We start from the raw sequence: 12,728 nt of genomic DNA, 5'->3' as shown, positions 1-12,728 counted from the left end.
CCCCTCGCGAGAGGGGCCGGGGCCCTGATCGTCGTCCGGGCGTGCCGGGCGGGCGGTCGCATGACCGCCGGGGTGTGGCCACCGGGTGCGGCCGCCGGGCATGAGGGAGGGCCTCCGCCACTCGGGGGCAATGGCGGAAGCCCTCACTAGAGTCTTCGGAGTGGCATGTCGGGACGTTACGGATTTCAGCGGAATTTTTCCGTACCGAGCGGCGAACGACTCGCCGACGTCGTGCCGTCACGGCGAATACGCAGGTCATACGAGGGACGTGCACATCTCAAGCCAGTTCGAGAGGAGCAGGTGCCCGTCGGCGGACAGCACCGACTCGGGGTGGAACTGGACGCCCTCGACGGGCAGCGTCCGGTGCCGCAGGCCCATGACGATCCCGTCCGGCGTCCGCGCGGTGATCCGCAGGACGTCCCCGGGCACGGTGGCGGGCTCGACGGCGAGCGAGTGGTAGCGGGTCGCGGGGAACGGGTCGGGCAGGCCGCGGAACACGCCGGCGCCGTCGTGCGCGATCGGGCTCGCGTACCCGTGGACGACCTCCGGCGCCCGCGACACCGTCGCGCCGTGCACGTGCGCGATCACCTGGTGGCCGAGGCAGACGCCGAGGAGGGGCACTCCGCGGTGCCCGGCGTCCTCGACGAGATCGAGGCACACCTCCGTGTCGGCGGGGTGCCCGGGGCCGGGGCTCAGCAGCACGCCCGCGACGGACGCGGCGTCCCGGACGGTGACGTCCGAGCGGTCCTTCACGACGCAGTCGGCGCCCAGTTCCCGCAGGTACTGGACGAGGTTGAACACGAAGCTGTCGTGGTTGTCCACGACGAGGACGCGCACCGGCTCACCCCGGCCCGGGCGGAGCGGATGGCGTGCCGTCCACGACACCGTGGTCGAACTGGACCTTCGGCTCCATCCACGGGAACACGACGAACCAGAACACGATGCCGGCGGCGATGACGAGGAGGAGCGCGATGGCGGTCTTGGTCTGCCAGGTTCCCGGCAGCCGGCGCCAGATCCAGGCGTACACGGTGTCCTCTACTTTCCGTTCGGTGCGGCGGCGCGGGGCAGCTCGGCGGACAGCTCCCCAAAGATGATCATCCGTTGCGCGGCGGAGTACTTCGGGTGACAGGTGGTGAGCGTGATCCGCTTTTCGGTCGGCCGCTTCTTCGGGTGGAAGGGGACGGGCGCGGTCACCTCGACGGCGGACGGCTTGACGATCTCGCGTCCGGTGACCTTGTAGACGTACTGCCGGTCCCGGGTGTCGATGAGGATCTCGTCCCCGGCGCGCAGCTCGCCGAGCCGGTTGAACGGCGCGGAGTAGGTCGTCCGGTGGCCGGAGACGACGAAGTTGCCGATCTGGCCGGGCATCGCGCTGCCGGGGTAGTGGCCGGGGCCCTTGCGCAGGTCGGCGCGGGCGACGCCCTCGATGACGACGAAGTGGTATTTGCGTCCGAACCGGGGGATGCGGATCATCGCGAGGCCCGAGCCGAGCCTGACCTTCTCGGTGGTCACCGCCGACGACGTCCACGTCTTCGCCAGCTCGCGGCCGAGGCGGTCCTGCTGGGCGCGCGTGTACTGGCCCGTCCCCCACAGTTCGTACATGACGAACAGCATCAGGACCAGACCGGCGGTGATGCACAGCTCGCCCATGCCACGGATGATCACCCGCACCGGGCATCCCCCTCCGCTTTCCTGTCGGTGCCGTTCCGGCCCCACCGGAACGCGTCCCGTCCCGCGCGCCCGTCGCGCTAGGGGCCGTCGCCGCCGGGCACCGTCGCGTGCTTCATGGTGACGTTTCCGGTGTAGGCGGGCAAGGTGGCGCGATCCAGGGTACGGACCGCGTATCCGAGCCCGTACGCGCGGACGTACTTACGGTACGTCCCAATCTGAGGTGACGCGTCGAGCGCGGACCGCAGCCGGGCGGGGTCGCCCGCGGCGGTGATCCGGAACGGCGGCGAGTACACGACCCCCTGGAGGATCAGGGTGTTGCCGACGCAGCGCACGGCGCTCGTGGAGATCACCCGCTGGTCCATGATCTGCATCGCGCGCGCTCCGCCCGCCCACAGCGCGTTCACGACCGCCTGGACGTCCCCCTGGTGGACGACGAGGTCGTCCGGGCGGACGCCGTGCGGCAGCTCGCCCGGTCCGGGCGGCGGCGCGTCGTCGAGGGACACGCGGACGGCGGGTCCGGCGACAGGGGCGAAACCGGATTCGGCAGCGAGATCGTCTGCCTCTCCCTGCGCCTGCTTCACACGGGCGTCGTGCCGTCCCGCCTCCCGGGAGATCGCGTCGGCCTCGTGGCGCAGCCGCCGGTACTCGTCCCGCTCGCGGTGACCCCGCCGCTGTTCTGCGGAGATGAGGTCGGTGATCCGCGTGCGGCCCTCGTCGCGCAGGCTCGTGCCGCGGGCCGTGCTCGCGCTCGCCGCGAACAAGGTTCCCGCGACAAGCGTGATAGCTGGGATGATGCTTCCCCACGCCGGACGCCGTACGCTGCTCACCAGCGACTACGCTAACCGACAAACCACCCATGCGCGGACCGGCGCTCCGGCCGCCGGACGCCCGAGGAGATCGATCCCACCGTGGCCAAGTCCAAAGTGCGCAAGAAGGCGGTCTACACGCCCCCGCAGAGGTCCAAGGCTCCCGAGGTCAGCCCCCGCTGGCTGGTGCCCACGATGGTCGGGCTCTGGCTGGTCGGCCTGGCCTGGATCGCGGTCTTCTACGTGACGGCGAGCACGAACACCGACGTCCCGTTCATGAGCGATCTGCACAACTGGAACCTGGGGATCGGCTTCGCCGCCATCATCCTCGGCGTGGTGCTCTCGACCCGCTGGCGGTGACGGCGTCCCGGGACCGTCCGGGTGTGCGACGCTCTCACCGTGGATCGACCGCGACGGTTATCCACAGACTGGGGATCTCCCACCCCGGCTTTCCCCAGGTTTTCCACAGGCGCGGAGCCGAGCTCGGCCCGGACGGCCGGACCCGGCCTACAGGGCCGAGCTCAACTCCGCGGTCTTGGCCACCACGAGTGCGGTGAGCAGCCCCAGCATGACCAGCGGCGCCGCGATGTGGACCAGCCGCCGCCGCGCGGCCGGCGCGTACGCCAGGGCCGCCGCCAGCGCACCGCCGACCACCAGGCCGCCGATGTGCCCCTCCCAGGAGATGTCCGGCACCGAGAACGTGATCACCAGGTTGATCCCCAGCAGGAACACGATCGGCCCGACCTGCCCGCCCAGCCTGCGGCCGATCACGAAGTACGCGCCGAACAGCCCGAAGATCGCACCGGACGCGCCGACCGCGGACTCGGTCGGGGACACCAGGTAGAGCAGCACCGACCCGCCCAGCCCCGACAGCATGTACAGGGCCAGGAAGCGCCACCGTCCGAGCACCTGCTCCAGCGCCGGGCCGATCGCCCACAACGCCCACATGTTGAAGATGATGTGCGCGATCCCGAACGACCCGCCGCGCTGGTGCAGGAACATCGACGTGACCAGCCGGTACCACTCGCCCTCGGCGACCCCGACGACGTCCCCGTTGGGGAGGCCCGCCTGCCCGATCATCATGTAGTCCGCGATGAACCGCCAGGACGACAGCTCGATGAGGTAGGCCAGCCCGCACAGCCCGATGAGCGTGTACGTGACGACCGGCACCGCCGACGCCGCCCCGCGGACGCCCAGCGGCGTCACCGGCCTGGCCGTCCGCGCACCCCGGTTGGCCCCGGCCACGCACTCCACGCACTGGTGCCCGACGGCCGCGTCCCGCATGCACTCGGGGCAGATATAGCGGTCGCAGCGCGTGCAGCGCACGTACGTCTCCCGCCCCGGGTGCCTGTAACAGGTCGGTACCGAGGTGTCGGGCTTGGGCTCAGTGCTCATGTGGGCGCTCCGTCGGGCCGGTGCGGGACTCTCACCCAGTAAGACGACTAACGCCGCTCGATCGTCACCGACGTGATCGTCACGTCGTCCTTGGGCCGGTTGCCGCCGCCCGTGGGGACCTTGCCGATCGCGTCGACGACGTCGGTGCCCTCGATCACCTTCCCGAAGATCGTGTGACGCCCGGTCAGGTGCTGCGTCGCGGCGACGTTGGTGGTGATGAAGAACTGCGAGCCGTTGGTGTTGGGCCCCGCGTTGGCCATGGCCAGCAGGTAGGGCTTGTTGAACTTCAGGTCGGGGTGGAACTCGTCCTTGAACTTGTAGCCCGGGTCGCCGGTGCCGGTCCCCAGCGGGTCACCGCCCTGGATCATGAACCCGTCGATGACGCGGTGGAAGATCGTCCCGTCGTACAGCCGGGCGTCGGTCTTCTGGCCGGTGCGCGGGTCATGCCACGTCTTGCTCCCCTCCGCCAGCTCGACGAAGTTGGCCACCGTCTCGGGGGCCTGCTCCGGGTAGAGCTGGACCACGATCTTGCCGAGCGACGTGTTGAGCGTTGCGAAGATCTCGTTGGCCACGCTGGCCGCCTCCTCGTGAAGTGGGTTTTCCGGTCGGTCCCGGACATGCACGAATCCATCACGCAAAGTAATCGATCGATCACGCGGACGGGGTTTACCTCCCGGCCTCTGGGAAGGGTGCTGAACAGGACCTCGCAAACAGGGAGGTTAGCGTGTCCCTAATGATCAGTAACCGCCGGAAGCCGAGCGAGGAAGTCGGCACGCGGTTCGGCCGCGCCCAGGAAGCGGCCCGGCATGGTGCCCGACTGGCCCGTCAGCGCGCCTCTAGCGCGGCGGAGCGGATCGGCCCTGCCACCGCCCAGCGCGTCCTTGTCGCCCGCGGCTGGGGTGCTCCCCGGCTCCGCCGGGCGGCCGGGTACGTGGAGACCAGCCTCGCCCCTCGGGTGAGCGGGTTCCTCAGCGACGTCGCCCACCGGGTGGAGCCGCCGAGGAAGGAACGCCCCCGCCGGGGCGCCGTCATGGCCATGGTCGGGGCGGTCGCCGCGGTCGGCGTCGCGGGCGCGGTGGTGACCCGCCGCGGCACCGTGGCGGGTTCCGGCGACCCGGACCAGGCCACGTCGGCCGACTCGATGACCGTCTCCGGTTCCGACGCCGACGGCCAGGTGCACTCGCCGAACTGACGGGCGCCGTGGAGGGCCCGGCCACCAGAGGCCGGGCCCTCCGCCACGCCACCGGCCTCTGCGTCCACTCAGTGAGGTAGCCCCATCCGGGACGCCAGACCTCGCAGCTCCCGGCCTTGCGAGGCCACCCGCGCCTGTTCCAGCATCACCGTCACCGACTCCCGGACGCGCGCGTTGTTGCGGACGCGCTGGGGGCCGGTCTTCTCCGCCTCGCGCAGCCAGCGGAGCGCCGCACCCTGTGTCGCGCGCTCGCGGGCAAGGCCGCGGCCGACCTCGCTGAGGAAGTTCACGTTCCGCGCCGGGTACGAGGCGACCCGTCGAGCGTCGCCCCGGTCCGCGAGTTCGAGTACCTTCGCGCCGGACGCGCCCAGCACCTCCACCGCCTCGCCTTCGACGGCGTGGGGCTCCAGCCGCGCGGCCTCGGCCTCGGCCCGGCGCCCCGCTTGGGCCACGTTCCCCTCATTGGGACGGGCGTGCATGTACATGGCCTTGCCGAGAGAGAGGCCGCGCCAGTGGCGCAGGGTGCGGAGTCGGGGCCCGATGAGGGCGTCGTCATGCATCGGCTGCGCGCCCTTCTTGAGCGTCTCGACGCCCCCCGGCTATGACGCGTCACTGGGACGGTGTCTTGCCGCTGGGCCAGGTCGGCATATCGCATGGCGATACGCCGACCTGGGCGGGGCGGGCCATTTTCCGGTGCTACTGCTTCGGGGGGACCACGCGTACCTTGGCGGTGACGCCCGGCAGGGGGCGCTTGCCGGTCAAGACCGGCAATGCGGTTGCGTCTCCGTAGAGTTCGTAGCGATAGAAGGCGACCGCATAGTCGGTGAATGCGCCCTGCTGTTGGCGAGGTGTCAGTTCCTCGGCCGGGCAGGTGCTGTCGTCCTCGCCCAACTTGTACGGCGGCGTCCAGGTTACGTTGAAGAAATTGTGGTTCGCCTTCTGGAGTGAGATCGAGAAGTCCGTCACGGTGTTCTGCCCGGCGACGTCGTCCAGGTACTCCTGCCCCAGTTCGCCGCTGTCGCCGTCACAGCTGCCGGTGACCACCGTGAACGGCAGTGTTGTGGCGAGGGTGTCGCTGTGGTCGCCTTCCGGATCGTCGAATTTGACCGGCGCCAGTCCGAGGACGGCCTTGATGCCCACGCCGTCCGGCCATTCGCCCCGGTGTTCGTCCGATGCCTGCCACATGACCCCCTTGCCGGCGCGCGAGTGCCCGAGGGTCCCGACGCGGGCCATGTCGACATGACCGGGGAACGGCGGCGTGACGGGCTGCCGGGTGCTCGCGTCGACGAACCGCCCGGCGAGCGGGCCGTCGCCGTGGCCGGCCAGCCGCTGCCACAGCCGCAGGTGCTCGTTGATCAGGTGGGCACGGTCGGAGGGATCGCTCACCGTGCCGCGGTTGATGCCGTTCAGGCTGATGGACGCCACGACGAAACCGCGGGAGGCCAGTGTGGCACCCAGGTAGTCGTAGCCGCGGTAACTCGGGAACGGGTGCGCGCCATCGGCGCACGGCCAGTCCTTGACGAACTTGACGTCGCACTGCCACCACAGCCCGTGCGCCATGAGGATCAAGGGGAGCCGGCCGGTGGTCGTGCGCGGATAGTGCACCACCGCGCGCAATTCACTGACCGTGCCGCTTTCGGGATCGGTGAAGGCGGTGTCACCCAGGTCGTATTCGGCGACCGCCACCGGACCGCCGCCGCCTGCCGCCGCGGCGGGGGCCGACGCGCCCGCCGCCGGCAGCCCGACCACGAGCGGCAGGGCCGCCATCACCCTGACGCTGAATCGATCTCGAACATTCATAACCATCGGGACGCGGCGCATCGCAGGCCCGTTGTCGAGATCGAAAAAGTGTACAGCCTGCTGCACCATCGGCATTACCGCTGCCTGTCCCTTATGGCCGAGGTCGTTTTCAGTGGCTTTCGCTGGCCCGCCGCGCAACTCGCAACTCCGTCAAATACCGCTTGATGACACGGCCGCCGTACCGCCGGTCGATCAGGCTGCCGATGCACTCCAGCAGCGCGTCGCGCGCGTCGGATGCCAGTGCCCGATGTCCGGAGTAGGTGCGCAGGAGATCCAGATAGTCCCCGGTCGAGTACGTCAACTCGCGCTCGTACCGACGGAAGACGGCCGGGCCGAAACGATTCGAGCGGTCCAGCTCGTCCCTGTTCTGGGGGATCTCGGTGGCGGCGAGCAGCCGCAGTCCGGGCGGGGTCGACGGATCGAACCGTTCGTAGCAATCCTGGACCTCGGCGAAGAAGTCCTCAGTGCCGCCCGCCACATGATGCGTGGACACCGTGGCCAGCACACCCCCGGGGCGGAGCGCATCAGCGGACTTGGCCACCCGGACGGCGGGGTCGATCCAGTCGAACGCGGTCGCCGACACCACCACGTCGAACGCCTCGTCGGGCAGCCGCCAGTCCTCGAACGCGGCGGTCACGACGTCCACCTGGGGGAAACGCTCCAGATTGCGGCGCGCAACCCGGCACATTCCGGCTCCCAGCTCCACTGCGACGACCCGACAGCCGCGCTCTGCCAAGGGACCGTCGCCTGTCCCGTCCCGCAGCCGAGCTCCAGCACGCGACAGCCCGGCCCTACCGGCGCGAGCGCGGACAGGTCGTCGAACATCTGCCGCGGGTACCCCGGCCGGACGCGGTCGTACAACTCTGGTACTTCGTTGAACGTCTCACGTGGTCGCTCACGCTCTGTTCCGGTCACCCGGGCACGTTACGCGTCTCACCAGCGAGGCACATCCACGCGTCACCGTGCGGAGCGTGGGCAGGAGGAAAGAGACGGCCGGGGGGCCGCGCGGCGGGCGTGGCTCCCTGGCCGTCCCTCCCGGTCAGAGGGTCTCGCCCTCGGTGGGATCGACGCTTTCCGCGCCGCGAGGGGCCGGCATGCTGTGGAAGCGGAGCCATGCCGCCCGCATCGGACGAGAGCCGAAGGGCACCGTATGACGAGTGTCGTGACCCATCAGGAGATCCTCCGCCTGCTTGCCCTGCCCCTTCAGCCCGCGCGCGACGGCCTTCTGGGGCGGACTGGCGGCGTGGCGGCCGTCTCGCGTGATCGTCCTCCCGGGTTTCCCTGCCGTCCACAGGTGCGATCTTCTTCCGACTGCTGTGTGATAGCGGGAACCACCTGCGAAGGGACCCTCGATGGGAAGCACAGTCAGCGACATGGTCGCCCACGCCCGCACCCAGGTCCGGAACATCTCGGCCGCCGAGGTCTCCGAGGCGCTGGAGGCCGGGCCGGTCACGCTCGTCGACCTCCGCGGGCCCGGTGAGATCGAGCGTGAAGGCCGCGTTCCGGGCGCCCTGCGGGTTCCCCGGGGCGTACACGGCGGCGAGCGGTGATGGGCACCCTCGGCGAAAGGTTCGCCCGCGCGCTGGCCGCGAAGGATCGCCACGCGCTGCGGACGCTGCTCGGCGACCCGATCGACTTCAAGGCCCTGACCCCCGGACGGCACTGGGACGCCGAGAGCGCCGACGAGGTCGTCGACGGGATCGTCCTCGGCCGCTGGTTCGAACCCGACGACCACATCGAACGCCTCCTCCATGTCGCCACCGACCGCGTGGGCGACCGTGAACACCTCTCCTATCGCCTCGAAGTCCGCACCGGAGACGGCCGGCACCTGGTCGAGCAGCAGGTCTACTACGCCGTCGCCGACGACCGGATCGTCTGGCTTCGCGTCCTCTGCTCGGGATTCCGTCCCGTCCCGGCCGACGTCCTGCGCCCGAGCTGAGAGCGCGACCGGCGGACGTCCTCCATTCCGCTGTGGCGGGGCCCGCTCCGGGCCGGGAGGCCCGGAGCACGGGTCCGCGCCGACGGCCTCCGCGCACGGCATCCCCTGCCCGAACAGCGCCGCCGCCCGGCTGAGGGCAATGGTGTACAGACCGCCCTGAGGAAACCTTTAGTTATCTTGGTATGTTCCAATCGGGCACTGTGGCCGAAGTGCTTATCAGGTGGCCCTGGGGTCGTACATCGTGGAGAACCCTGACAATCATCGGATGGACCCTTAGCGCGGCACCGCTTCTCGATGACGCGCTTTACTGAGGATCAACCTTCCTGTTAGTGTCGGCCTAAAATTTGGCGGTCCTGTTCACCGGCGAGCTTGCGCGATCGTCCGGAGGCTCCCGGGGGCCAAGGGGAGATAGACCTTGGAGGACCGCAGCGCAGGGGCGTCCGGCCGCCGCACCGGGGACTTACCGACCCTCCCCGTGTACCCCCGCCGCCGGGCGGCCGCCATGGTGAAGGAAAGGGTCACGTGCGGGATGCCCGCAGGCGGTTCGCGGACCGCGCGGGCGACCCCGTGTTTCTCGAAGAGTTGGGCGGCCCGGCGCGGTAGCCGGGCGCGAGCGCCCGGCGAGGAGGGCGTCACCACACGGGGGGATGCATGGTGAAGATCAAGGCAGGGGAATCGGAGCTCGACTGGCTGGCGGACTCGCTGCGTCTCGTCGGCCGCCTCACGCCCAGAGAACTCCAAGTCTTTCTGTACTTAGGTTACGGATGTGACAACCGGTCCATATCCCAGAACCTTCAGATATCCGAACGCACCGTCAAGCGCCACATCACCTCCATCATGGAGAAGCTGGTGGTCCAATCCAGGCTCCAGGCCGGACTGGTGTCCTTCGTCATCAGCCAGGCGCCGGCCTGTGAATGGAACCAAAGTAGCAGTCCCTTCGATTCCAGCCCCTAAGGTCCAATGGCCCCGCAGAGAAGCATCGGCGACATTATCTGTCAGGCGCGGAGACGCCGCGCCTGACAGAGGGAGGAAGCCGTATGTCGATGACAGTACCCGCACTGGTGACGAAATCCGTCACCGCGCGCATGCTCGACCGGCGCACGCGCGCGGTGGAGTCGATCAAGAAGAGGATCGACGAGGGACTGGTCCGTTACGACGCCTGGTTCCTGGTCTTCGTCGCGGTCATCCTCGCCTTAGGGGCCACCCTGCTCGCGGGGATGGCGGTCTGGTGCGTGGTCAAGCAGCACAAGACGTTCACCGGCCACTGGCAGTACAAGAACTTCGGCCTGAAGGTCTACTTCGAATGCAGGTGACCTAGGCCGCCAGGCGGTTGGTCGACGTTTTTCAGTGCGGTGCCCAGGCGGGTGAATTCGCCAGCAACAGCCCAGCCCGCCTGGGCACCACCACCTGATGGACTCGGCGAAAGACCAACGTGACAATGAGCCAGTTGACTGTCAATAAGGTGAGCTACTCCTACGACGGCATCGTCAACGTCCTCGCGGACGTCTCGCTGTCGGTCGAGGAAGGGGTGATCGTCGGCCTGGTCGGGCCCAACGGTTCCGGCAAGTCCACGCTGATCAAGAACATCTTCGATCTGCTGAGGCTCCAGTCCGGGTCGATCAGCATCGGCGGCCACAAGCACGCGTCCGCCGAGGCGAAGTCGATGGGCATGTACCTGTCCAGCAACGACTACCTGCCGGAGTTCCTCACCGCCCGCGAGTACGTCTCGCTGCTGGGGGACCTGTTCCAGGTCGACGTGGACCATTCCGAGGCGCAGGAGCTGTTCCGCAGGTTCTCGATGGACGGACGCTACGGGCACCTCATCGAGGACTACTCCCACGGCATGCGCAAGAAGACGCAGCTGGTGTCCGCGCTCATCATGCGCCGGCCCCTGACCATCATCGACGAGACGCTCAACGGGATCGACCTCGAAGCGCTCCACCTCAGCGAGAAGGAATTCCGGCGCGTGCGCGACGAGGGACGGTCGATCCTCCTGTGCACCCACGACTTCCCCGTCCTGGAACGGCTCGCGGACCGCATCGTCTTCCTCGACCTCGGGCACGTCGTCTCCGACGCGCCCACCTCGGACCTCATCGACGAGTACGGCTCCCTGAGCGACATGGTGTTCCACCACCTCGGAACGGACGGCCGGTGAGCATGCGACTGCGACACTCCGCCGCCCTGGCCCGGCTGCTCTTCGTCTTCTTCCGGCGCAGGGTCCTGAAAATGGGCGTCCTGCGGTCCACTCCGGTGAAGGTCTTCGCGTTATCGGCCGCGGCGTTACTCCTCGGGGTCCTGTGCGCGTCCGCGTACTTCTTTCTCAAGTCGCTGGTCGACGACATGGCCGCCTGGCGGCTGCTGTTCGACACATCGACGGTCTCCCTCGTCCTGTGGGTGCAGATCGCCTTCCTGCTGGTGAAGGTGCTCTTCATCAATGCGGAGGGAATGCTCACGCTGAGCTATCAGCTGCCGCTGACGAACCGTGAACGGTCCGTGGCGTTCTTGATGTACGAGGCGGGCACGACGGGGATCGTCGCCGGAGTGGGTTTCGTTTCGCTCGCCGTGAGCGCGCTGCTGCTGCTCGGCCCGGACGCCGTCCCGCGTATCACCGCGTCGATCATCCTGCCCGTCCTCCTGACATACCTCGCCCTGAGCGTCGTGTACCAGCTCCTGGCGCGGCTGTGGGGGCTGATAGGACTCAGCCGCATCGCGGGCGTCCTGTCCGTCCTCGTGATGTTCGGGCTGGTGGTTCTGTATTCGGTCCAGATGCGGACGCTCATCACGGACGTCAGCGAGGACTATCTCGAAAAGCGGACCCGCTATTCGTGGGTCACGTCGGTGTCGTGGTCGTGGCACCGGTACGGCGCCGTCCCCGCCCTCGCGGGCGCGGTGCTCCTCGCGGCCGTGCTCATGGTCCTCACACTGGCGCTCACTCCGAACCAGCACGTCCGCCAGTCGCGGTTCCTGAACGTCTCGATGGGCAGGCTGCCGGGCCGTTTCCTCAACGCCTATGACTGGTGTCTGCTCCGCAACTCGCAGACATCGATCGGTGCCGTGATGACCGTCGCGCTGTTCGCCTACCTGACGCTGCGATCCGCGGTCAATCCCATGTGGAGCCTCGCCGTCCTTTCCCTGGGCGGTCTTTACCAGTTCACCGCGACGCAGCCGCTGCGGATGATCCCCGGCACGGCCACCTCCCCCTGGCGGATCTACGGGCGGCTGGTCAAGGCGCAGGTCGTCCTGCTGGTCCTGTTCGCCGTGCCGGGACTCGCGATCCTCCTCGCGGCCGACCGGGACGCCTTCGTCCAGAGCGGCCCGGCCCTGCTCGGCTGCCTCGGCGGCGTGGTCATGACCACCTGCATCAGCATCGTCTTCCCCGCGGAGAAGGACAATCCGTTCTCCGTCTTCCTGGGCCTTTCCGCGTTCGGCGTCGCGTTCGCGCTGGCGGCCATCGGGCTGGGCCTGCTCAATCTGCCGCCGTGGGCGGCCAGAGGAGTCCTCGGCGGAGCGTGCGCGCTGTCCGTCTGGTACGCGGTCCAGGGAATCCGGATCAGTGAATCGAGGAGAAGGAATGATAAAGGCACGGTGGGTCATGACGTCCGCTCTCGCGTCGGTCCTGTTGACCCTGGCGATCGCGGTGACGGCCCTTCTGTATCTCATGTTCTCAACTGACGGTGACAAGCCGATCTACCGGGAGACGCTGTTCGGATCGCTTTTCTTCAAGGCGAAGCCCACGGGCAACGGGGCGACCGGGGTGACCATGGGCGTGGCCAATCCCACGGCCCTGATCGTCATTTTCGTGGTCGCCACCGCGGTCCTCACGATGACCCACATCACCTACCGGGGGTTGAAGCACCGCCGTGAGCAGCTCATCAAGCAGCAGACCGGCGCCTGACCCCTCCGCCGGCGATCCGGCGCCCGGTCC

The 12,728-nt window shown here is 68.7% G+C and carries 18 protein-coding genes; 9 read left to right on the top strand and 9 right to left on the bottom strand.

The window, feature by feature from the left end:
• Window positions 1-255: 255 nt before the first annotated feature.
• From AGRA3207_RS20015 to AGRA3207_RS20000, 4 genes are all read right to left on the bottom strand, one after another.
• Window positions 256-837 carry an anthranilate synthase component II gene (locus AGRA3207_RS20015; protein WP_231328576.1) on the bottom strand — a complete coding sequence of 194 codons (582 nt, stop codon included), beginning with the start codon at window positions 835-837 and terminating at the stop codon, window positions 256-258.
• 4 nt (window positions 838-841) lie between these two features.
• Window positions 842-1,027, bottom strand: a complete 186-nt coding sequence (locus tag AGRA3207_RS20010) for a hypothetical protein (protein ID WP_231328575.1) — start codon at window positions 1,025-1,027, stop codon at window positions 842-844.
• Between the two features lie 8 nt (window positions 1,028-1,035).
• The gene (locus AGRA3207_RS20005) at window positions 1,036-1,671 is read right to left on the bottom strand and encodes a class E sortase (protein ID WP_231328574.1); all 636 of its coding nucleotides are present in this window, start codon (window positions 1,669-1,671) and stop codon (window positions 1,036-1,038) included.
• 77 nt (window positions 1,672-1,748) lie between these two features.
• The gene (locus tag AGRA3207_RS20000; protein ID WP_231328573.1) at window positions 1,749-2,432 is read right to left on the bottom strand and encodes a DUF881 domain-containing protein; all 684 of its coding nucleotides are present in this window, start codon (window positions 2,430-2,432) and stop codon (window positions 1,749-1,751) included.
• 147 nt (window positions 2,433-2,579) lie between these two features.
• Here AGRA3207_RS20000 and AGRA3207_RS19995 point away from each other — a divergent pair, with 147 nt between their 5' ends.
• Window positions 2,580-2,837: a cell division protein CrgA gene (locus tag AGRA3207_RS19995; RefSeq protein WP_231328572.1), complete on the top strand. Its 258-nt coding sequence runs from the start codon at window positions 2,580-2,582 to the stop codon at window positions 2,835-2,837.
• Between the two features lie 147 nt (window positions 2,838-2,984).
• On the opposite strand, the gene AGRA3207_RS19990 is transcribed toward AGRA3207_RS19995, so the two are convergent.
• Window positions 2,985-3,872, bottom strand: coding sequence for a rhomboid family intramembrane serine protease (locus AGRA3207_RS19990; protein ID WP_231328571.1), 888 nt, complete (start codon window positions 3,870-3,872; stop codon window positions 2,985-2,987).
• Window positions 3,873-3,919: 47 nt separating this feature from the next.
• Window positions 3,920-4,444 carry a peptidylprolyl isomerase gene (locus AGRA3207_RS19985; protein WP_231328570.1) on the bottom strand — a complete coding sequence of 175 codons (525 nt, stop codon included), beginning with the start codon at window positions 4,442-4,444 and terminating at the stop codon, window positions 3,920-3,922.
• 161 nt (window positions 4,445-4,605) lie between these two features.
• Here AGRA3207_RS19985 and AGRA3207_RS19980 point away from each other — a divergent pair, with 161 nt between their 5' ends.
• On the top strand, window positions 4,606-5,064 hold the full coding sequence (locus AGRA3207_RS19980) for a hypothetical protein (RefSeq protein WP_231328569.1): 459 nt from the start codon (window positions 4,606-4,608) through the stop codon (window positions 5,062-5,064).
• 68 nt (window positions 5,065-5,132) lie between these two features.
• On the opposite strand, the gene AGRA3207_RS19975 is transcribed toward AGRA3207_RS19980, so the two are convergent.
• The 3 genes from AGRA3207_RS19975 to AGRA3207_RS19965 form a co-directional block, all read right to left on the bottom strand.
• The gene (locus AGRA3207_RS19975) at window positions 5,133-5,624 is read right to left on the bottom strand and encodes a hypothetical protein (RefSeq protein WP_231328568.1); all 492 of its coding nucleotides are present in this window, start codon (window positions 5,622-5,624) and stop codon (window positions 5,133-5,135) included.
• A 136-nt stretch (window positions 5,625-5,760) separates the two neighbouring features.
• Window positions 5,761-6,939 carry an alpha/beta hydrolase family protein gene (locus tag AGRA3207_RS19970; protein ID WP_231328567.1) on the bottom strand — a complete coding sequence of 393 codons (1,179 nt, stop codon included), beginning with the start codon at window positions 6,937-6,939 and terminating at the stop codon, window positions 5,761-5,763.
• 34 nt (window positions 6,940-6,973) lie between these two features.
• Window positions 6,974-7,600 carry a class I SAM-dependent methyltransferase gene (locus tag AGRA3207_RS19965; protein WP_273699431.1) on the bottom strand — a complete coding sequence of 209 codons (627 nt, stop codon included), beginning with the start codon at window positions 7,598-7,600 and terminating at the stop codon, window positions 6,974-6,976.
• Between the two features lie 616 nt (window positions 7,601-8,216).
• On the opposite strand from AGRA3207_RS19965, the gene AGRA3207_RS19960 reads away from it, so the two are divergent.
• The 7 genes from AGRA3207_RS19960 (at window position 8,217) to AGRA3207_RS19930 (ending at window position 12,698) form a co-directional block, all read left to right on the top strand.
• Window positions 8,217-8,414 (top strand): rhodanese-like domain-containing protein, encoded by a 198-nt coding sequence (locus tag AGRA3207_RS19960; protein ID WP_231328565.1) that lies wholly within the window; start codon window positions 8,217-8,219, stop codon window positions 8,412-8,414.
• Window positions 8,414-8,803 carry a hypothetical protein gene (locus AGRA3207_RS19955; protein ID WP_231328564.1) on the top strand — a complete coding sequence of 130 codons (390 nt, stop codon included), beginning with the start codon at window positions 8,414-8,416 and terminating at the stop codon, window positions 8,801-8,803. The genes AGRA3207_RS19960 and AGRA3207_RS19955 overlap by 1 nt, the downstream gene beginning before the upstream one ends.
• A gap of 651 nt (window positions 8,804-9,454) precedes the next feature.
• A complete protein-coding gene (locus AGRA3207_RS19950; RefSeq protein ID WP_231328563.1) occupies window positions 9,455-9,757 on the top strand; it encodes a helix-turn-helix domain-containing protein in 303 nt (100 codons plus the stop codon).
• Window positions 9,758-9,840: 83 nt separating this feature from the next.
• A complete protein-coding gene (locus tag AGRA3207_RS19945; protein WP_231328562.1) occupies window positions 9,841-10,116 on the top strand; it encodes a hypothetical protein in 276 nt (91 codons plus the stop codon).
• A 134-nt stretch (window positions 10,117-10,250) separates the two neighbouring features.
• A complete protein-coding gene (locus tag AGRA3207_RS19940; protein WP_231328561.1) occupies window positions 10,251-10,958 on the top strand; it encodes an ABC transporter ATP-binding protein in 708 nt (235 codons plus the stop codon).
• Window positions 10,959-10,960: 2 nt separating this feature from the next.
• Window positions 10,961-12,475 carry a hypothetical protein gene (locus AGRA3207_RS19935; protein ID WP_231328560.1) on the top strand — a complete coding sequence of 505 codons (1,515 nt, stop codon included), beginning with the start codon at window positions 10,961-10,963 and terminating at the stop codon, window positions 12,473-12,475.
• Window positions 12,423-12,698, top strand: a complete 276-nt coding sequence (locus AGRA3207_RS19930) for a hypothetical protein (protein ID WP_231328559.1) — start codon at window positions 12,423-12,425, stop codon at window positions 12,696-12,698. The genes AGRA3207_RS19935 and AGRA3207_RS19930 overlap by 53 nt, the downstream gene beginning before the upstream one ends.
• The last annotated feature ends 30 nt before the right edge of the window (window positions 12,699-12,728 follow it).

The organism is Actinomadura graeca, from assembly GCF_019175365.1.
GTDB lineage: Bacteria > Actinomycetota > Actinomycetes > Streptosporangiales > Streptosporangiaceae > Spirillospora > Spirillospora graeca.
Note: the sequence above shows the minus strand (reverse complement) of the source record. Positions and strands in the feature narration are given on the sequence as shown.